This window comes from Halomonas sp. CnH100-B (assembly GCF_024124605.1).
Classification (GTDB): domain Bacteria; phylum Pseudomonadota; class Gammaproteobacteria; order Pseudomonadales; family Halomonadaceae; genus Vreelandella.
This window is the reverse complement of record NZ_JAMXRX010000004.1, coordinates 427,927-447,311: the sequence shown is the minus strand read 5'-3', so window position 1 is coordinate 447,311 and position 19,385 is coordinate 427,927. Positions and strand designations below refer to the sequence as shown.

Sequence of the window (19,385 nt, the reverse complement as noted above, 5' to 3'; positions counted from 1 at the left end):
ATCTATATATTTAAATAGCAGGTGGTCACTACTTGGCCACCTGTCTCTTTAAGGAAGACTGAAGCTAGTACTGGCTATATTTGATGCCGAAGACATCGATTTCATGAACGCAATGACGCTGGCTCACTTCTCATCCTTATTTCTTTGATGATGACCGAAATGGCGATGCATGAGGAAATGCATGCCAAGACAGAGTGTCAGGGGAAGCAACAGCCAGGCCCCAGTGCCCAGTGACTGGCCGCGCCACATTAGAAAGAACATGGCCACGCTCATAATTACTAAGCAAGCAGTCATCATCCAGTGGTGAATGCGGTTCATTTGGCGTCTCCTTGTGGGTTGTTTGTGGCGAAGCGCCGCTTGAGTAGCAGCGAGTTGCCAATGACGGAGAGAGAGCTTGCGGTCATGGCGATGACGCCGATCATCGGGTGCAGCAGACCAATCGCGGCGATGGGAATGGCTGCCACGTTATAAGCGCTGGCCCAGATCAGGTTTTGGACGATTTTGCCGAAGGTGGCGCGAGATAGGTGCATGGCATCCACCACGGCGGTCAGTTCGCCGCGCACCAGGGTCACATCGGCGGCCTCAATGGCCACATCTGCCCCCGCGCCGATGGCTATGCCAACGTTGGCTTGCTTCAACGCCGCGGCATCATTGATGCCATCGCCGACCATGGCCACGTGGTTGCCATGTTTCTCCTGAAGTTTACGGATGGCATCGACCTTACCTTCCGGCAACACCCCGGCCTGAACCTCGTCGATGCCCACCTCGTCTGCTACGGCACGGGCGGCGCGCTCGTTGTCGCCGGTGATCATCACCACGTGCAGGCCCAGGTCATGCATGCCGCGGATGGCCTCTACGGATTTTTCCTTGAGGGTATCGGCCACTGCCACCAGGCCCAGGGCCTGACCGTCGGCGGCGACGATCACAACGGTGCGCCCCTTGCCCTCGAGCTCTGCCATGGCGTCATCAAGAGCCTCAAGGCCTGTCACGCCTTCCTCTTCCAGCAGTCGACGATTGCCGATCAGCACGGTTTCATCGCCCACCTTGCCCGAGACGCCCCGCGCTCCGGTGGAGCGAAAATCGCTGACTTCACCGGGCTTCACATCGCGTTCCTTGGCACCATCCACGATGGCCCGGGCGATGGGGTGCTCCGAGGCGTTCTCCACGCTCGCGGCGAGGGTCAGCAGGCGCGTTTCCTCGACTCCTTCGGCGGTGACGGCATCGGTGAGCTTCGGCTCGCCGCGGGTAATGGTGCCGGTCTTGTCGAGCACCATCACTTTGACGTCCTTGAAGGTCTGGATCGCTTCGCCGGAGCGGATCAGGATGCCGCGCTCGGCACCGATACCGGAGCCCACCATCAGCGCGGTGGGGGTGGCTAGGCCGAGGGCGCAGGGACAGGCGATGACAAGCACGGCGACGGCGGCAATCAGGGCTAGCGTTGGTGTGCTGGCATCTGGATTCACCCAAGGCAGGAAGGTCGCGCCCCAGTCCAGAATCGGCCGCAGGACGTCTGGAAACAGCGCCCATGCAATCAGGCTAGCCAGTGAAATAGCCAGTACCGCTGGCACGAAGCGGCCGGTCATACGGTCGGCGAATTCTTGGATTGGCACCCGTGAGCCCTGAGCCTGGTCGATCAGACGCACCACTTGGGAGAGAAAAGTATCGGCGCCGACGCGGGTCGCCTTGACCCGCAATCGGCCCTCCTTGTTGATGGTGGCGCCGATCACGCTGTCGCCGGTGCTCTTGTAGACCGGTATCGACTCGCCGGTAGCGAGGGACTCGTCGAGATGGCTCTCACCCTCGACCACTTCGCCGTCGGTGGGGATTTTATCGCCGGGGCGCACGATCATGATGTCACCGGGCGTGAGCTCTTTCACCGGCACTTCAATTTCCTCGCCGTCGCGCTCCACCCGCGCTGTCTTGGCGCCCAGCGTCATCAGGCGACGAATAGCCTGGGAGGCGCGCCCTTTGGCTAGTGCCTCCAAATAACGGCCCAGCAAGTGGAAGGTCATGATGGTGGCAGCCATCTCAATGAACGAGGTCATGGTGTAGAAAAAGCCGACCAGGCCAATCAGGTAGGGCGGCAGGCTGCCCATGGAGATCAGCACATCCATATTAAAGGTTCCGTTTTTCAACGAGCGCCAGGTCGACTTGTGGGTGGCTGCCCCGCCATAGAGGAATACCACCGGGAAGGCTAGCAGTGCCACGATGGCCAGATAGCCGGGAATTGGCTGCCAGAACATGTGCGGAATCATTAGCAGCATGATCAGGGTGGTGGGTATCGCGGCGATGATCAGTCGCCTGCGAGCCTGACTTAGATAGGCCTCCTCGATCTCGGAGTCGCTCTCGGCGTCCTCCTGATCACTCTGCACGGCAGCCACGTCATAGCCTGCTCCTTCGACGGCTTTCTTCAAGGTGTCGCCGTCGGGCCCGCTTGCCTTGATGGTCACACTGACATGGTGATTGGCAATATTGGTCTGAATCACGCCCACGCCATCAAGGCGTTCGAGCGTTTTGCGCACAATGCCGGCGCAGTGGTCGCTGCCCATGCCGGGCACCGTCAGGGTGATTGTGTTCGGGGTCGAATCGGACATCGTGTACCTCCTGCTGGAGTTGATGAGAGAACGGCCAGGGTTGGCCGTCCGTCCTAATGCCTACGCAGTGACATCTCGGTCAGTGGTGGGCGTCATGGTCGTCAGGATCGACGCCGCCCTCGGGTGTGGCCTGCTCAAGCTGTTGGCGCTGCTCGTCGCTCATCAGGTCATGCATGGCATTTCGCATGCGCACCATCTCGGCCATCATCTCACCGTGCAACTCGGCCATCTGTCCGTGTAGCGCCTGAACCTCATCAGGGTCTGGGCGATCGCCGTGCATCTCCGCCATCAGGTCGTCGCGTAGGTTCATCATCCGCCCCATGCGTTCGAACTGGGCAGGTCGGTGCTCCTGCATCAGCTCACGCATCTCGCTGCGTTGATCATCATCGAGCATCAACATCATGTCCATGCCGGCGCCGCCCATCATCGGGCAGGGCATCATGCCGCCGCCCATCATTTCCCCCATCATGCCGGGCCCCATTCCGCCTTGGCCGCCGCCCATCATGCCGGAACCCATGCCGCCCTCCATCATGGAGCGTCCCTGGCCCGCTTGGTCACCCATCATTCCCTGGGCGAAAGCAATGCCGGTACCACTGGCTGCGAGGGCCAGGGTGAGTCCGAAGGCGAGAGTGTGCTTGCGAATATCCATGGTCGTTCTCCTTAGCGACAGGCCTATATCAAAGGCCGATGCCTGAAGTGTTGAGGCTATGTGTAGCACCCAGGTCAATTCTCAATATGGCATTCAGGCATGCCTAAGGCATCTCAGGGCGTGAAAGTAAGCAGTTTGTTGACCTGTATCAATTTTGGTAATTCGGCAACCTGCCTGCTGCACTTGGGTTGCGTGTGTCTGTGAAGCCATGAAATACTCTTAATATCCTCCACTCGATAGTGATTACTTCTTTGTCATGAATTGCTCCACTTTTAAATGGCTGCTTTGTTTGCTGATAAGCCTTGTCTTGGCGCAGCCATTGATAGTCGTGGCGATGGATCATCATGAAGATGAACCTTGTCTGTTCACTGACATTGATCTAGCCAGTGGAGCGATCGAAGTTGTTGGGTCGGTCAGCATTGGCGACCACGATGCCTCCCATATGGCAGAGTACTGTATGCCCTGTGCTCAGTGTGCGGTAAATCTCGCGTTGCTTATCGAAGACGCAACCTTCGCCACGTCGACCTTGCCTCGTTATCTGGTCAACTGGTCGCCAGCTCCGCGCGCGCTCTTTGATCGCCCTCCTCGCGTTTAAACCTTCATCGCTGAACGTTCAGCTCGCCTATGGCGGGCCAAGATGATGATTTTAATCACGAGGAATAGCCATGAAACGTCGCGAATTTCTTCGCTACACCACCCTGGGTGGTATTGCCCTATCTGGGTCTGGCCTATTGGTTCACGCTTTGGCCGGACGGCATACACAGGCGTCACCAACAGCTCTGCTAGATAACGCTAGCATCCCTGCAGGACAACCCCTTCAACCATTGCCTCGGATTGCAAACTTGAGTGATCAGGTTGGGCGCTTTCAAAGTGTGTTAACCCCCGCTGCCCATGCGCTGCCAGTGAGCGATGGGCTGGAGGCAAAGTTGTGGCTCTACAACGGTAAAGTGTTGCCATTGATTGAGGTGCGCGAGGGGGATGAGTTAGACATTACGCTGATAAATGAGCTTGAGCAGGAAACGACGCTGCACTGGCATGGGGTACCGGTGCCCCAGTCGCAAGATGGGGCACCCTGGGAAGCCGTATTACCAGGAGAGTCACGACATTATCGTTATGTTTTTCATAGGGGGAGTGCAGGGTTACACTGGTTTCACCCCCACCCACATGAAGGTACTGCGCGTCAGGTAGCTCATGGTTTAGCGGGTGCATTGTTGGTCAGGCCCCGATTAGGCGTGTTGCCCGCGGAGGTGGAAGAGCATTTGCTAGTGGTCAGCGACCTGCGCCTGAATATGAATGGCGAAGTGGCGCCCCATACCAGCGAAGATTGGATGAATGGACGCGAGGGGGAGCTTCTGTTGGTCAACGGCCAACGCGAGCCACGTCTTGATGTGGCGCCGGGCACTACTCTGCGGCTGCGGCTGGTCAACGCCTGTGCTGGCCGGTACTTGCGTTTACGCTTGGAAGATCACGAGTTGACCCTGATCGGTACCGATGGCGGGCTGATCGAGCGACCACAACCACTCGAAGAGTTGCTGCTCACCCCGGGTGAGCGGGTCGATCTGCTAGTACGCATCAGCGAGAAATCTGAAAGGAGTTTTGAGCTGGCGAGTCATCCCTATACACGTGGTTGGATGGGGGTTAAGCCGGCACATCTGGACGAGATTGCTTCGCTATTATCGATTCATACCCTAAATACTGGCGTATACCCCGCCGTCGCGTTACCTGACCCCTTGTCCCATATCGAACCCCTGGGCGAACCAGTGGTGAGACGTCAAGTGGAACTGACCGAGGTGATGCCAGACCATGACAATCACGGTGCGGTGAATGGCGATCCGCATGCCGGCCACGGCGGCAGTGACAGCCATCACGGAACCCATGGGCCGGGGCATGGGGCGAGTCACGCTAGCGACGATGATAGAGCGGTTCGACCCAAGGTGGATTTTCTGATCAACGGCCGTGCCTTTGCCATGAACGACGTCCTGTTTGAGGGGCAGGTTGGCGAGGTAGAGGAGTGGGAAGTCTTCAATAACTCCCATATGGATCACCCCTTCCATGTGCATGGCACCCACTTTCAGGTGATCGCTACCCGCGATGCTGACAGGGAATGGCGAGACGCGCCCTGGCTGGCCTGGAAGGACACCGTCAACCTGGCTCCTTATCAGCGTCTCAGGCTGCGCATGGTGTTCCTCAAGCCCGGCGATTGGCTGTTCTACTGCCACATCATCGAACACGAAGAGCTAGGCATGATGGCAACGATCCGTGTGAGTTGAGCTTGCCTTGCCTTGCCTTGCCTTGTTTTGCTTTGGCGTTGCGCGTTGGCTTTGCGTGGTGCTTGTCCACCTGACGACTGATAAGGACGTGATGTCATGACCTATTATCGCTGGCCACTCGCCGTGGCCTTCCTGCTTACCTTGCTTTCAGGTTGCTCCCGAGAACCGAGTAGTATCAGTCTTGAGCAACTGCGAGAGCAGACCCATATTCACGGCCTGGCCGTCGATCGAGCGGATAGCGAACGACTATGGTTGGCCACCCATCATGGCTTCTATGCCGTTGGTAGTGATGGAATGGCCCGCCGGGTCTCGGAGGAGACCCATGACTTCATGGGTTTTGCTCCTCACCCGGAAGAAGCCGAGACCTTCTTTGCCAGCGGCCACCCGGCCAGGGGAGGCAACCTCGGCGTGGTTAAGTCCCGGGATTCAGGCCGCAGCTGGTCACAATTAGCTATCGGCGTTGATGGCCCGGTGGACTTTCATCAGATGACCATCAGTGAGGCCAATCCCGACGTGCTCTATGGGGCTAATGGTGGCCAGCTCCAAGTCAGCCAGGATGGTGGAGCCAATTGGCAAATTCGCGCCCAGGCGCCGGCCGGGCTGATTTCACTGGCTGCCTCGAGCCGTGATCCCGAACAACTCTATGCCGCCACCCAAACCGGGCTATTGATGAGTCCTGACGGAGGCGAACGATGGCGACAAGTATACCATGAGCGTCGCCCTACGAGCCTGGTGGTGGCCAGCCAAGGAGAGCTTTACGCCTTCATGATAGGGGTAGGCTTGCTGAGAGTTGGGGAGGGCAGCCGGGATTGGGAGGTAGTCAAGCGTGGCTGGGAAGAGCGCTATCTGATGCATCTGGCGCTGGATCCGCACGACTCCCAGCGTTTGGTGGCGGTTGATGACCTCAATCAACTGCTGATCAGTAATAACGGTGGGCGCGATTGGTCGCACCTCTAATGAATTGGGAGATACGACATGTTGCAATATCCCCAGATTGATCCAGTGGCCATCAGCCTCGGCCCGTTCGCGATTCACTGGTATGGCCTGATGTATGTGGTGGGCTTCGGCGCCGCCTGGTGGCTTGGGCGCCTTAGAGCTAATCGGCTTAAGCTAACCCACGATGACATTAGCGACCTGATCTTTTACTCCGCGGTAGGCGTAGTGGTTGGTGGCCGGTTGGGCTATGTCCTGTTCTATGGAATAGAACAGTTTATGGCCAACCCCTTATGGCTGTTCAAAGTTTGGGAAGGCGGTATGAGCTTTCATGGTGGACTGCTCGGGGTGCTGGCGGCGACGCTATGGTTTGTGCGAAAGCATCGGCTCGGCTTCTTTGCCCTAACCGACTTCATCGCACCACTGGTGCCGATCGGTCTTGGTGCAGGGCGAATCGGCAATTTCATCAATCACGAGCTCCCGGGGCGCGTCAGCAACCTGCCCTGGGCGATGCCGTTTCCCCACATGGGCCCAGAGCCACGACACCCCTCTGCGCTTTATGAATTCGCCCTGGAAGGGGTGGTGCTGTTCGTGCTGCTGTGGTGGCTTTCCGCTGAACCGAGGCGGCGAGGTCTGATCTCTGGTCTTTTTTTGCTGCTGTACGGCGTGTTTCGCTTCACAGTTGAATTCGTGAGGTTGCCGGATGAACACATCGGCTTCCTCGCGTTTGGCTGGGTCACCATGGGAATGCTGCTGACTGCCCCTATGATACTGGTCGGCATGGCGCTGATCACCTGGTCGCGCCAACAACCGGTGGATAATCATAGCCAACCCGGTTTATATCTGCGCCGCCGAGAGAGGAGGACACAATGATACTATCGCTTGGGCACTCCAACACCATTACTGCCATTATTATTAAAACGGGGCTAGGGGCGTTGCTTATCGCTACGCTGCTGAGCACTTCGCCTGTGCTTGCTGAAGACGTGGGGGAGTGGCCGCAGGGCCACTACAGGTTGCCTGAGTACGGTGACCTGATTGGTGAGGCCTATAAGGTAGTGGTAGACAACGAGGCGGATACGCTCCTCGATATCGCCCGTACCCATAACCTGGGCTACGAGGAAATCCGTCGGGCTAATCCGAACGTCAGTCTTTGGGTGCCGGGCGTCGGAACAGAAGTGCTCGTGCCAGCCCAGTATATCCTGCCCGATGCCGAGAGGACTGGCATTGTAATTAACATCGCCGAGTTACGTCTCTACTATTTTCCGGAGATAGGCGAAGGTGAGGTGCCGCGAGTCGAGACCTATCCGATCGGTATCGGTCGAGATGGCTATAACACCCCACTGGGAATTACCACCACTACCATGCGGCTTGAGGATCCTGCCTGGTATCCGCCACGTTCCATGCGTGAAGAAGCGGCGGCGCGAGGCGAACCGGCACCCTCAGTGGTGCCGCCGGGTCCCGATAACCCGCTCGGCAAGCATGCCATCCTGCTCGATATTCCTGGTTATCTAATTCACGGTACCAATGATCCGGACGGCATTGGCATGCGCGCCAGCCGTGGCTGCATACGCATGTTTCCGGAAGATGTTAAAGCAATATTCGGTGCTGTGCCTTTAGGCACTCAGGTTAATATCGTCGATCAGCCCGTCAAGATCGGCTGGGACGATGGCACTGCGTTCGTGCAGGTATATCAGTTTCTTGAAAATCAGAACCACGGCAGACAAGCACTGCTTGAGATGCAGCCGAAGCTCAATCAGTACATCTTGGATCAATCGGTAAATTATGCACAACTCCAAGAACTGCTGGAGAGATCCGACGGTCAAGTAGTGCCCATCGATACGCCAACTCAGGATGAGCTTCTAGAAGAACAAGCACAACCCTTGATATTGCTTTATGAGGTGGGTCTTTAACGCTTTCATAAGGGTGTTTGGGATGCTGAGAAAAGTCAGCCAAGCTTCCCAGGCACCCGAATAAAGTCGATATTAATCATATGTGAAATAGGGTTTTCAGCAAGTGTTATGTTGTCCTTCATGTTCTTAGGGTAGGCCAATATCACAGATATATGGTCGCCGCCTGGTTGTCATCTGGCTGCTAACAGGATGAAAGACATGTGAGTAATGTAATCCCTGGAAAAGATAACGTATTGATAATTCTTGGTTTCCGCATTGCAGGCGCGATCCCAAAGTTTGTTTGGTTGCACTCATAATCCCTTGGTCGTAGGTTCAAGTCCTACTGGGGGGTGCCAACGCTGGCGGTGTAATGGCGTGGCTTATTGAAGATTTCATATATGCGATAACCCTGAACATGGCTGATACCTAGCCCCCACAAGAATAGTGAGCCGAGTTTAGCGGTGTGGGGGCATGTGGGCAAAGCGCTGCTTAGCAGCCTTGCTTAATGATCATGATGAGGCTTTCAGTGACGACTGGTGCCAAACGCTCGTACACCTAGCCCGTACTGCTTTGTATTCGTTTTACAGAGATAAGAGGCTCGTGTGAAAGCCTGCTCAAAGCTAGTCAGGTCACCTCGGTCGATCCAGTAGTACGGGTTATCAGGGACGTGTACCCATGGCTCTTGAGGGTTCCACGTGATTCCCAGCGCGCTGTACCAAGCACGTGACACCCGGCTGATAAGGTTCTCGTTTTGAGAGCCTGCCTTACCTGGCATGTGATACGCGTCACGATTCAGTAGGAAGAAGAAGTGATAGTGCGGCTTGCCGTTAAGGCCAATCTCCCGGCACCACACGTAGCGCACCTTAGTGTCAGGCACCCAGCCAGCTTGGCGTTTACTCTCACGATCATGTTTGATAATCGCTTTCAAGGAAGCGATGAACCTTGCGATAAGGCCTTTGTGATCCTCCGGCCTCATCCGGTCACTTATCGTTGTAGGAATGACAGGATCGACCCTGAAGGCTAGCACGCGTGGGTAGTCAGCGAGAGCCTTGTGCATTGTATTGTAAAGGGCCTGAAGGTATTCATCGGCCATTGGGAGATGTTTTACTTGGAGAGCAAGCCCGTTGAAGGTAGGAGCAGTGTTCAAGCACAAATTAGCGTTTGATGGGTGTCGTTGAAGCATTTTAATTACCTCGATAGTGAGATCGACTCATGCCTTCGGAGGTATGAGCATGTATGTCAGGCACGACGAAGCCTCCAGCGGAGGCTGGATTCATTGAGACGGATACGTGGGATGACTACCTTTACGCTCGCTACTCAGGTACGGGGCTTGATGCCCCTCCCATTACCCTTTGATTTAACTAATAATAATTAAACAAGGTTCTTGGGAATGGGTAGTGACCGATAGGTACTGATGGTTGCTGGTGGGAGTGAGTCGCCGTTAGCGAATAATCACTCTTCAATTAAATGAGGAAAGGTTGAGTTACTTCAGCACTGCTTGATCTCTGCGCTCGATGCTTTCGCAGATCCAGGCTTCCACTTCACGCTCGACCCAGGCAACAGCCCGAGTGCCCAGCTTGATTGGCTGAGGGAACTGCCCAAGGCTGATGTACTTGTAGACCGTCGATCTAGCCAGCCCAGTGCGATCCATGACGTCTTTGATGCGGATTAATCGGTTGCTCATGACGAACTCCTGTTATTCGTTCATGAGATGAGGCTGGTGAGTATTTTTTAATTGGAGAGTGGCTTTGGCTTATGAGGTGGTAGGAGCGTCAGTCCCTGGCACGGCATCACCTGATTCCTCGCTGCTGGCAAAAAGGCTGTCCTGGCGATGCGTACGCCAATAAGAATGTAAGTCCTCATCGACAGGCGCTGTAAAAATCACTATGGATCGTTGTCTACAAACCCTCTTTTTGTGAAAGCCATAGCTACGTAGCTCATATGCAGGCTGCTGCTGACCGCTTAAATGTTCAAGGGCAACAGGGACGAGCATGTAGTTGATGGCTTCTACTTCCAATACTTTAGTGGTTGCAAGTGCTTTTTGTAGCTCCCTAGCAAGGTAATAAGACAAAGCGTAAGACAAGAGGGCCAATGGCTGATAGGAGTCTTGTGCGGAAGTTGAACGCTTAATAGTAAAGCAGGCATGCTCATTCAGCATGCATTGATCCTCTTCTCCATGAGGGCTGCTTGGATTACGGTCAACGCTTGCTTCAATCGAACCCACAGGCCCCAATCCTAAGCGTTGAGTAGTGTTGACTATGATGCGGTGGCATGGCCGTTCAGGACTGACCTTTCCCTCTTTCAAAGGTCCCCAGGCGTAGGAAAGTAGTTGGCAGGCATCAATATGTACGTTGGTTAGTAGCCAGCCAGCATCATCTGCGTCATAGCTTTTAAGTAGTTCTTCTGTTCTGTCGTTAAGAAAACGCCCGCCTGGTAAAAGTGCCATTGCGTTCTTATAGACTCTTCTTAGCCCATTGTGAATGGCTTGGTAATCCTTTGTTTCGACGTGACGAGTATCGGTAGGGAGCGAGTCGTCGCCTACAGCAATACCTTCAGAGCTTCTGACTGAATCCTCGTACTCCTTCAGCAAGGCGTTAATTTGCAGCTTACTTACCACTGCAGTCATCGCCGCATCAACAATTCCCCCCACCAGCTCCGTTTGCTTAGGTTCCGTGGGTTGAGAAAATGACATGATAGAGAAAGGTTTTGCTTTGAAACGGCGAAATAGTGGGTGCGCTAAATTAAGCAAATAGATTGATGTTCTGCGAGCATTAGCCTGGGAGGCATAACGTCCAGGTTGATAGTGCGCAATGATCTCTAGATCTACCAGTTTCTTTAACTGCCTATCGATGCGAGAGCGTGACATCCCTGTCATGGAGCGCATTTTTGATATTCCAAGACTGGTTATGACGCCTGGCGTATCAGCATGAGCTAGCAACACCATCAGTAGCCACCGGTTAGGTAAGGTCAACCTTGAGCGGCGGCGACGGCCATCTCTTACCAAATCTTTCGTTTTATTTTCAGCAGACAGTAAGGTCGTTTGTGTGAGCGTGGAGATTTCTGAAGCGTGATGATCAGAAATTGATGTGCTCATTTGCAGTGACTGTACAAGCTCAGTTGATAAACGGTAACGCGATCTTGGCCGCCCTCGTCCTACGGAAGGCAACCGCTCGATTTCAATGAAACGTTCTTGTCTTTCACTGCTCTTGCCAATGAGGACATTCCAGGCACGCCGTCCCTGCGTCTCGGTTAGACCGAGACGCTTGAAGAGGGTTTGCAAAGGACAAACAACGCTTTGGTCAATGCCAAATACGCACGCCCACTGCATCAGTAACCACCTAGCTTCGGGGGTTAGTCTAGAGTTTTTATAGGTCAGGATGGGTGCATACATAGAGAACAGTATAGAGCATCTACAGCCAAATAAAGCGCCGATTTCACGGACAGTATTATCTGCTACAATTACCATGTAATATTACATGGTAATTGTAGTCTAGTGTGTTGTTGTTAGCTGCAGGCAAGCCAATTCTTTATCACTAATTTAGAAATTATTGATTTATGAAAAGACCATTTGATTGGATTGTTTTGGAAGATGCTGAGCAAGTTGATTGGATTGCAAACTATTTGGCGCGCAAAAATATTGCGGGGGAACTATCCTTTTTTTTGATGGACATTATCAATCGTTTGGGTGGGCCTGAAACCGTAAAGCTCTTGAAAAATTATTCAAACGACGATGGGTTCTACAAGATTAGTGCGCAGATAGAAAACGCTTGGAGGGTGCACAAGCATCGCCAAAAGAAGGGTAGGCCTGTATCGATTCAGGTGTCTGAAATGGCACAAAATCAATTAAAGGTATTAGCTAAAAAAAATGGTCAATCCCAGGTAGAGACACTTGATAAAATAATCAGCGGTGCAGTATCAGAACGAAAAGATGAGGCAGAAAAGATACAACGGCAGCGAAAAGAATTTGAGGAAAAGCTAAAGAAGCAAAAAGAAGAAGCGCAACAAGTCGAGCAGATCTATAAAAAATCTGTTGCGGCTTTGATGAGTGCTTTTGCCGAAGAGCTTGATAAGCGCTGTTGTTATGAGGTGGCACTAGGTGATACTGACAGTTCTCTACTGGATAGCGCGGACTTGGACACATACCGCGATCTAGTAGACAAAAGTATTGCATGCCTTGCACCAACACTATCGAGGCTGCAAATGAGACGCGCAGATGTGGGGCCATCTCTGAAGGAGATGATGGATGAAAGAGTTTGCTTATATGAGCGCAACGTGCTCAACCATGGCAGTGAGGATAATGGCTAACATGAGATGCCATGGACGGTGCTCGCCATGCCAGTACAAGTACTCTGCTGGGGACCACTCTTGTGACGATTGGGTAGTGTAATGGGTAGTGATATTGATTTTATGACGCTTTATTCTGAATAAGTATTTGATATTTATAGGGATATTTTTTTTGATCAATTTTAAGATTCAGAATATTGAGTGAGAAGTAGCAGCCGAGCGGGTCGAGCACGTGGCGATGATGCCGGGGGGGGCAGGCTAGGATTCGATATCCACACTTGGCAAAGTGATCGTCAATTACGGATTTTCGTAAAGAGCCTCCCTCACAGCCCCAACAACTCCTCAACCGGCAAGTGACTGGTCGCCTTCATTTCTCTAAGCGAGAGGTTGGAGCGGATGCTCGATACCCCAGGCAGCTGGCGCAGCACCGTTTCGACGAAATGGCTGTAGTCGTCTAGGTCTTTGGCGACCACTTGCAGCAGGAAGTCGGCCTCGCCGGTGGTGTTGTGGCAGCTCAGCACCCGAGAGCTTGATTGGATGATGCGCTCGAACTCTGCCGTCGCGGCTTCGCTGTGTTGGGTGCAGGTAATCTGCACGAAGGCTAATACGCTGGCGCCAACTTTGCGTCGATTGAAGATGGCTTGATAGCCCTCGATCACCCCCAGTTCTTCCAGGCGTTTGTGCCGTCGCCAGCAGGTGGCTTCGCTCAGGTGCAGCTGTTCGGCCAGTCGCGCGTTGGGCATTCTGCCATCAATCTGGAGTAACGCTGCTAACTTGGCGTCTTTTTTATCCAATGCGCTCATATTGCAAGCCTCTTTCTTATCAACACCATAAAGAGAAAGAGTGCTTCACATTGATGAGTGTTGTCCACGATATGGAAAGCTCATTTCAGACTAGGCTCGCTATAGTAGCGTTAGCGAATCCGCAGCCTAAACGTTCAGGAGTGGCCCATGAAAGCCGTCGTATTTGAGCAGTTTTCCGCCCCGCCCACTATTCAGCAGGTGCCAGATCCGACTCCCGAACCCCACGGCGTCGTGGTCAAAGTCATGGCTAACGGCGTATGCCGCAGTGATTGGCACGGCTGGATGGGCCACGACCCGGATATCCGACTTCCCCATGTGCCGGGGCACGAGCTGTCCGGTGTGGTGGAAGCGGTGGGTAAGGACGTGACGAAGTGGCGGGTCGGGGATCGTGTGACCGTGCCGTTCGTGGGCGGCTGCAGCACTTGCCAGGAGTGCAACGCAGGCCACCATCAGGTATGCGATGCTCAATTCCAGCCAGGGTTTACCCACTGGGGCTCGTTTGCCGAGTATGTGGGCATTCACTACGCCGATGTGAACCTAGTCGCCCTGCCAGATACCCTAGCGTTCGACACCGCCGCCAGCCTGGGCTGCCGGTTCGTGACCTCTTTTCGTGCGGTGGTGGATCAGGGACGCGTGTCCCCCGGGCAGTGGGTGGCCGTGCACGGCTGTGGTGGTGTGGGGCTGTCTGCCATCATGATCGCCAGCGCGGCGGGCGCGAACGTGGTGGCGGTGGATATTTCCGAACAGGCGCTCGCCCTGGCGCGTCAGTTGGGCGCGGTGGCCACGGTAAATGCCAACCACGTGGCCGATTTGGTGGAGGCGGTGGTGGAGATCACTCAAGGGGGCGCGCACGTCTCGCTGGATGCGCTGGGTCACCCCACCACCTGCTTCAACTCTATTAGCAATTTGCGAAAGCGCGGCAAGCATGTCCAGGTAGGGTTGATGCTGGCAGATCACAGCACGCCTGCCATTCCCATGAGCAAGGTGATTGCTAATGAGCTGGAAATTCTGGGCAGTCATGGTATGCAGGCCCATCGCTACGGTGCCATGCTGGTGATGATTCAGTCGGGCAAGCTGGCGCCTGAAAAGCTGATTGGCCGCCGGATCACGCTAGAGGAGTCGGTGCAAGCGTTGATCAACATGGATAAGTTTGAAGGCGTTGGGGTCACCGTCGTCACGGAATTCTGATAAAAGAGGGGGACACCGTTCTCACCAGAGGGCTTGCCCGTGTTCAACCTGCGTCTCTTCACCCTGTGCATGCTCTCGGGTCTGTTTAGCCTCTTACCCCTCACCACCCACGCCAACACCGCCACCTGGCAAGCGCTCCAAGAGGGCGGTTTGGTCATCCTTATGCGCCACTCCTTGGCCCCCGGTATCGGCGACCCGCCGGGGTTTGTGTTGGAGGCGTGCGAGACCCAGCGCAACCTTTCCAGCGAAGGGCGTGCCCATGCGGTGGCAGCGGGGCAGGCGTTGCGGGAGCGGGGCGTGGCGATTGATGCGGTGTACAGCTCCGAGTGGTGCCGGGCGCTGGAAACCGCTGAGCTGATGGCGCTGGGGTCGGTGGTGCCTGCGCCTTGGCTGAATTCGTTCTTTCGTGGGCGTGGGGATCAGGTGGCCATTACCCAAGCGGCTCGTGAGCGTATGGCGGGGTGGCAGGGGCCGGGGAATATGCTGCTGGTGACGCATCAGGTGAATATCACGGCGCTGACCGGTGGCGGCGTTAGCTCTGGGGAAATGGTGGTCGTGCGCCCGCAAGAGGAGGGTTTCACGGTGGTGGGGCGGCTGAGCGTTCCCAGCCGTTAAGGCTTTCTATTCATTTCCTTCAATGAACCGGGGCAAATTATTCGCTCCTCATCCGTCAGTTGAGGTTTTACGCTGGGCGTATTGATAAGGAGAGCATTATGTCATCAGCCAATACTCCATCCGTTCGCCGCGTGGTCGCTCAGCATCCTGCCCATCGGGATGATATCGGTGATTTGGTCACCCGCCGGCCGCTGCCGGGGCCGGGGTTGGATCAGCTCGATCCGTTTCTGTTTTTGAATCATCACGGCCCGCAGGTTTACCCGGCCAACAACCGCGGGCTGCCCTTTGGGCCGCACCCGCACCGTGGGTTTGAAACGGTGACGTTTATTTTAGAAGGCTCGCTGGCCCATGCCGACAGCGCCAAGCACCAGAGCGTGATTCACGCAGGCGGTGTGCAATGGATGACCGCCGGTAGCGGCATCGTCCATGCTGAAATTTCGCCGGAGGAGTTTCTGCGCGAGGGCGGCCCGCTGGAAATCTTGCAGCTGTGGGTCAACCTGCCGTCACGGCTGAAGATGAGCGAGCCGCGCTATGTGGGCTTGCAGCAAGAGGGCATCCCCGCTGTTCAACTGGCAGGCGGCGGTACGCTCAACCTGATTGCCGGGGAGTGGCAGGGGCAAGCAGGCCCGATTGAATCGCTGACGGGCGTGTTCATGTCGACGCTAGCGCTGCCTGGGGGCGCGCGTGAGCAGCTACCCGTGGCTCCTGGCCGGCAGGTGTTCCTGTACGTAGTGAGTGGCGACGTGACGGTGGGTGGCGAGCCTGCCAAGGCGCACCATTTGATCGAAGTCGACCGTGACGGTGAAAGCTTGAGCATTGAAGCAGCGAGCGATACGCGCCTGCTGTTTGGCCATGGCGACGTCATCGACGAGCCGGTGTATTCTCACGGCCCCTTCGTGATGACTAACCGCGATGAGATCGTCCAGGCGGTGGAGGATTACCAGAACGGTAAATTTGGCGGGCTTACGCTTTAAAGACCGCTACACCGGCTCGCCGCGATAGTAGTGCCATAAAAACAGCGACCCCACGCTGCGCCAGGGCGCCCAGTGCTCCACCATTTGGCGCGCCTGTGTCGGCGTGGGTTTGTTCTCCATACCCTTCAAGCGGCCTAGCGCTACCCTGAGGGCGAGGTCGTCGGCGGGGAAAATATCGGGCCGCTGGAGCGAGAACATCAGGTAGATCTCCGCACTCCAGCGGCCAAACCCGCGCAGTTGAGTAATCGCGGCAATGGCCTCGTCATCGCTAAGATGCGCTAAGCCATCGGCGCTAAACGTGCCCGAAAGCTCGGCGTCGGCCAGCCCTTTGGCATACTCGATTTTACGCCACGATAGCCCCGCATCGCGTAGCGCCTGACCTTCCACCTCCATCACTGCCTTGGCATGTAGCTCCGGCAGCAGCGTATTCACCCGGCCCATGATCGCCCGGGCGGCTTCGGTGGATATCTGCTGGCTGACGATGGTCGAGAAGAAGGTCGCAAAGCCTGGATCGCGTTGGCGAGGGTTGGGCGCGCCGACTAAGGGGTACGCGCGGGCAATGTCGGGGTCGGCATTGGCCAGTGCCTGCATGGCGTGCTCGATGGTGTTGGAGGTCATAACCGGCCCTCTTAATGAAAAGATAATCGTCACATCCTAGCAGTTGCCTCTTGGTTGCTGCCGCGTCAGTGTCCACGGGTTACCCCTTTGCACGCTAACTTTTTTAACGTCATATATTCCTACTTTCGTCTAATCCTGCCATCATTTGACACAATCTAAGACCGTTTTGATAAGCAGGCGTTTTATCCAGCGCCTGGGGAGAGAGGTATGCAAGAGTCGTCAACGGGGCTGGCGCGTAACCCGCGATTGGCAGAGTTTGTACTGGCGCTGGGCGGGTTTGGCATTGGCACCAGTGAATTCGTCATTATGGGGCTGATGAACCGCGTGGCGGAGGATTTAGCCGTGACGGTGCCGCAAGTGGGCTATGCGATTAGTAGCTACGCACTGGGCGTGGTGGTGGGCGCGCCGCTGATTTCCGCGCTGGCCGCGCGGGTGCCTAAACGGGCGCTGCTGATTGCGCTGATGCTGGTGTTTGCCGTGGGCAACATTGCCAGCGCCATGGCACCGGGGTTCTGGTCGTTTGTGGGCCTGCGTTTTATCGCCGGTTTGCCCCATGGTGCTTACTTTGGCGTGGCGGCGCTGGTCGCAGCCGGAGCGGTACCGGTCGACCAGCGGGCGCGGGCCATCGCCAGGGTCATGCTGGGCCTGACAGTGGCTATTTTGATTGGTGCTCCGCTGGGCACCTGGGCAGGCAATCTATTGGGCTGGCAAATTGCGTTTGCGGCGGTTGGAGGCATTGCACTGCTGACGGCGCTGTTAATCCGTGTGTGGGTGCCGGTACAGCCCTTCGATGCCCATGCCAGCCCGTTGAGAGAGCTCTCGGCGCTGGTGAAACAGCGTGTGTTGGTCACCGTTGCCATTGCCTGTATCGGCTGCGGCGGTATGTTTTCGATCTTCAGCTACGTGATGCCGACGCTGACCCAGCAGGCGGGCATGAGCGAGGCGCTAGGGCCGCTGGTGCTGGTGATTTTTGGTCTGGGCTCCATCGCCGGTAACTTGGTGGGCGGGCGCATGGCGGACAAAAACCTGATGCGGGCCATTCCTACCATTTTGGTGTGGTGCGCGGTGGTGCAGGGGCTGTTCTACTTTGCTGCGAACGAGGTGTGGTCCGGGCTGCTATTTGTAGGCTTGGTGGGCACCAGCATGGCGCTTGCGCCGTCGCTGCAAACCCGCCTGATGGACGTGGCCGAAGACGCCCAAACCATGGCGGCCTCCATGAATCATGCGGCCTTTAACGGGGCGAACGCGCTGGGGGCGTGGCTGGCGGGCTTGGCGATTAGCGCTGGGTTCAGCTGGTCGAGCACCGGGCTGGTAGGCTCGGGGCTTGCGCTATGCGGCCTAGTGATTTTCGCTTGGGGGCGGTGGCTGGAAAAACGCACCTACCCCGCCAAACCTGCCGTCGCGCGGGGCTAGCAAAAAGCATAAGCAGTGGCGAAATGCGCGTATCGTTCCTAGGGTATATAGGTGCAACCCATAAGGAGGTGACCTATGCATAACCCAGTAATGAAGACATCGCGTGTTGTGACGTTAAGTGCCATGGCCGCACTGATCATCGCGTTAGCGGGCTGTGGTTCGACCACGGGTGAGCGGGCGACCAGCGGTGCCGGAGTGGGGGCCGCCGTTGGCGCAGGCGCCGCTGCCGTCACGGGCGGCAGCGTCACTCAAGGCGCCGTGATTGGTGGTGGCGTGGGTGCTGCCACGGGAGCGGCCACCGATGAAGAGGACATCAACCTCGAATAACCCAACGCACTAGCGGCACAGCCTGAAGCCGCGCATGCCTAAATGAAAATGGTCGGCATGCGCGGCGTTGTACTCGGGCCCCAGTACGTTGCCAAAGGTATCACACGCGCCATCTCGCGCTGCGCGTAAAAACTTCCCCGCGTTATTCGCGTCATCCCAGTCGTTAATCAGCGATATTTGCCGGCCATCCTCGAACTGAAACCCCACCACATCCAGCGCGTCGGCGGTGGCGTGCTCGCTGCGTCGGCCGGTGTCTCGGCCATAGACGTTGCGGCAGGCAAAGCTACCCACGTGGTTCACCTGGGCGACCCGGCTACCCATAATCGCCTGCGCCGCAGGCTGCAGTGCATGGCGTTCATACATCACCCAGGCCAATGCCAGCGGGCAGGAGGCCACGAAACTCTGGTTAAAGCGCACGCTGCTGCTTTGCATGCGCACGACGTTGGTGAGCGGGCAGCTGGCAGTAGGCGTGTAATCGGCCAACGGCGTGTAGCGCAGCTCGTCTTCGGGCACGGTATCCAGCGCGGCTAGGCAGGCGGCGCGGTCATCGTTCAAGCGTTTGAGCTTCAGTTGGGTGACGGGCGTGATGGGGTCATCCACGTATAGCGGCGCCCAGGGCGTCCAGTGGCGGGGAATGTCGATGATGCCTTTCTGCAGCGCGACCCCCAGCGCAATCAGGCCTAAAATGAACAGTGTGCCGCGCATGCTGACCTCCTTGTGGCCGTATCGAAACGCTACAGTCCCTGCTATGGGTGTGCGATACTGCGCTCCCCATAATGTCGGCGGTGGCCGGCCTGCGTGATGACGAACGACCATTTTGACTAACTA

At 56.2% G+C, this 19,385-nt stretch carries 20 protein-coding genes; 10 read left to right on the top strand and 10 right to left on the bottom strand.

Annotated features, from left to right (window positions below; translation table 11 throughout):
• Positions 1-123 precede the first annotated feature (123 nt).
• The 4 genes from NH398_RS11705 to NH398_RS11690 all read right to left on the bottom strand — a co-directional run bounded on the left by NH398_RS11705 (position 124) and on the right by NH398_RS11690 (position 3,589).
• Positions 124-318: a DUF2933 domain-containing protein gene (locus tag NH398_RS11705; protein WP_253018705.1), complete on the bottom strand. Its 195-nt coding sequence runs from the start codon at positions 316-318 to the stop codon at positions 124-126.
• Positions 315-2,594 (bottom strand): heavy metal translocating P-type ATPase, encoded by a 2,280-nt coding sequence (locus NH398_RS11700; protein WP_096921765.1) that lies wholly within the window; start codon positions 2,592-2,594, stop codon positions 315-317. The genes NH398_RS11705 and NH398_RS11700 overlap by 4 nt, the downstream gene beginning before the upstream one ends.
• 79 nt (positions 2,595-2,673) lie before the next feature.
• Entirely contained in the window at positions 2,674-3,243 is a 570-nt protein-coding gene (locus tag NH398_RS11695; protein ID WP_096921764.1) for a Spy/CpxP family protein refolding chaperone, read from the bottom strand.
• A gap of 148 nt (positions 3,244-3,391) precedes the next feature.
• Positions 3,392-3,589 carry a hypothetical protein gene (locus tag NH398_RS11690; RefSeq protein ID WP_253018703.1) on the bottom strand — a complete coding sequence of 66 codons (198 nt, stop codon included), beginning with the start codon at positions 3,587-3,589 and terminating at the stop codon, positions 3,392-3,394.
• A 496-nt stretch (positions 3,590-4,085) separates the two neighbouring features.
• Between NH398_RS11690 and NH398_RS11685 the strand changes: the two genes are divergently transcribed.
• The 4 genes from NH398_RS11685 (at position 4,086) to NH398_RS11670 (ending at position 8,356) form a co-directional block, all read left to right on the top strand.
• Positions 4,086-5,513, top strand: coding sequence for a multicopper oxidase family protein (locus NH398_RS11685; protein WP_253018701.1), 1,428 nt, complete (start codon positions 4,086-4,088; stop codon positions 5,511-5,513).
• Positions 5,514-5,609: 96 nt separating this feature from the next.
• Positions 5,610-6,470 (top strand): F510_1955 family glycosylhydrolase, encoded by an 861-nt coding sequence (locus NH398_RS11680; protein WP_253018699.1) that lies wholly within the window; start codon positions 5,610-5,612, stop codon positions 6,468-6,470.
• An 18-nt stretch (positions 6,471-6,488) separates the two neighbouring features.
• Positions 6,489-7,319 (top strand): prolipoprotein diacylglyceryl transferase, encoded by an 831-nt coding sequence (gene lgt, locus NH398_RS11675; RefSeq protein WP_253018697.1) that lies wholly within the window; start codon positions 6,489-6,491, stop codon positions 7,317-7,319.
• The gene (locus tag NH398_RS11670) at positions 7,316-8,356 is read left to right on the top strand and encodes a L,D-transpeptidase family protein (protein WP_081195058.1); all 1,041 of its coding nucleotides are present in this window, start codon (positions 7,316-7,318) and stop codon (positions 8,354-8,356) included. The genes lgt and NH398_RS11670 overlap by 4 nt, the downstream gene beginning before the upstream one ends.
• Before the next feature lie 502 nt (positions 8,357-8,858).
• On the opposite strand, the gene NH398_RS16820 is transcribed toward NH398_RS11670, so the two are convergent.
• From NH398_RS16820 to NH398_RS11660, 3 genes are all read right to left on the bottom strand, one after another.
• Entirely contained in the window at positions 8,859-9,392 is a 534-nt protein-coding gene (locus NH398_RS16820) for an inovirus Gp2 family protein (RefSeq protein ID WP_366070523.1), read from the bottom strand.
• Between the two features lie 426 nt (positions 9,393-9,818).
• Positions 9,819-10,019 (bottom strand): AlpA family transcriptional regulator, encoded by a 201-nt coding sequence (locus tag NH398_RS11665; RefSeq protein WP_253018695.1) that lies wholly within the window; start codon positions 10,017-10,019, stop codon positions 9,819-9,821.
• A gap of 69 nt (positions 10,020-10,088) precedes the next feature.
• Positions 10,089-11,801: a hypothetical protein gene (locus tag NH398_RS11660; RefSeq protein WP_253018693.1), complete on the bottom strand. Its 1,713-nt coding sequence runs from the start codon at positions 11,799-11,801 to the stop codon at positions 10,089-10,091.
• A gap of 89 nt (positions 11,802-11,890) precedes the next feature.
• On the opposite strand from NH398_RS11660, the gene NH398_RS11655 reads away from it, so the two are divergent.
• Positions 11,891-12,640 carry a hypothetical protein gene (locus NH398_RS11655; RefSeq protein WP_253018691.1) on the top strand — a complete coding sequence of 250 codons (750 nt, stop codon included), beginning with the start codon at positions 11,891-11,893 and terminating at the stop codon, positions 12,638-12,640.
• A gap of 302 nt (positions 12,641-12,942) precedes the next feature.
• Here NH398_RS11655 and NH398_RS11650 read toward each other — a convergent pair whose 3' ends face one another.
• A complete protein-coding gene (locus NH398_RS11650) occupies positions 12,943-13,422 on the bottom strand; it encodes an Lrp/AsnC family transcriptional regulator (protein ID WP_159343616.1) in 480 nt (159 codons plus the stop codon).
• A 147-nt stretch (positions 13,423-13,569) separates the two neighbouring features.
• Between NH398_RS11650 and NH398_RS11645 the strand changes: the two genes are divergently transcribed.
• From NH398_RS11645 to NH398_RS11635, 3 genes are all read left to right on the top strand, one after another.
• Complete coding sequence (locus NH398_RS11645; RefSeq protein WP_253018690.1) at positions 13,570-14,610, top strand: zinc-dependent alcohol dehydrogenase family protein; 1,041 nt, start codon at positions 13,570-13,572, stop codon at positions 14,608-14,610.
• 39 nt (positions 14,611-14,649) lie between these two features.
• Positions 14,650-15,225 carry a histidine phosphatase family protein gene (locus NH398_RS11640; RefSeq protein WP_253018689.1) on the top strand — a complete coding sequence of 192 codons (576 nt, stop codon included), beginning with the start codon at positions 14,650-14,652 and terminating at the stop codon, positions 15,223-15,225.
• 98 nt (positions 15,226-15,323) lie between these two features.
• The gene (locus NH398_RS11635) at positions 15,324-16,199 is read left to right on the top strand and encodes a pirin family protein (protein ID WP_253018688.1); all 876 of its coding nucleotides are present in this window, start codon (positions 15,324-15,326) and stop codon (positions 16,197-16,199) included.
• Between the two features lie 6 nt (positions 16,200-16,205).
• Here NH398_RS11635 and NH398_RS11630 read toward each other — a convergent pair whose 3' ends face one another.
• Positions 16,206-16,817: a DNA-3-methyladenine glycosylase 2 family protein gene (locus NH398_RS11630; RefSeq protein ID WP_253018687.1), complete on the bottom strand. Its 612-nt coding sequence runs from the start codon at positions 16,815-16,817 to the stop codon at positions 16,206-16,208.
• 207 nt (positions 16,818-17,024) lie between these two features.
• On the opposite strand from NH398_RS11630, the gene NH398_RS11625 reads away from it, so the two are divergent.
• The gene (locus NH398_RS11625) at positions 17,025-18,230 is read left to right on the top strand and encodes an MFS transporter (RefSeq protein WP_253018686.1); all 1,206 of its coding nucleotides are present in this window, start codon (positions 17,025-17,027) and stop codon (positions 18,228-18,230) included.
• Positions 18,231-18,305: 75 nt separating this feature from the next.
• On the top strand, positions 18,306-18,557 hold the full coding sequence (locus NH398_RS11620) for a hypothetical protein (RefSeq protein WP_159343611.1): 252 nt from the start codon (positions 18,306-18,308) through the stop codon (positions 18,555-18,557).
• A 9-nt stretch (positions 18,558-18,566) separates the two neighbouring features.
• On the opposite strand, the gene NH398_RS11615 is transcribed toward NH398_RS11620, so the two are convergent.
• Positions 18,567-19,262: an extensin family protein gene (locus tag NH398_RS11615; RefSeq protein ID WP_253018685.1), complete on the bottom strand. Its 696-nt coding sequence runs from the start codon at positions 19,260-19,262 to the stop codon at positions 18,567-18,569.
• Positions 19,263-19,385 lie beyond the last annotated feature (123 nt).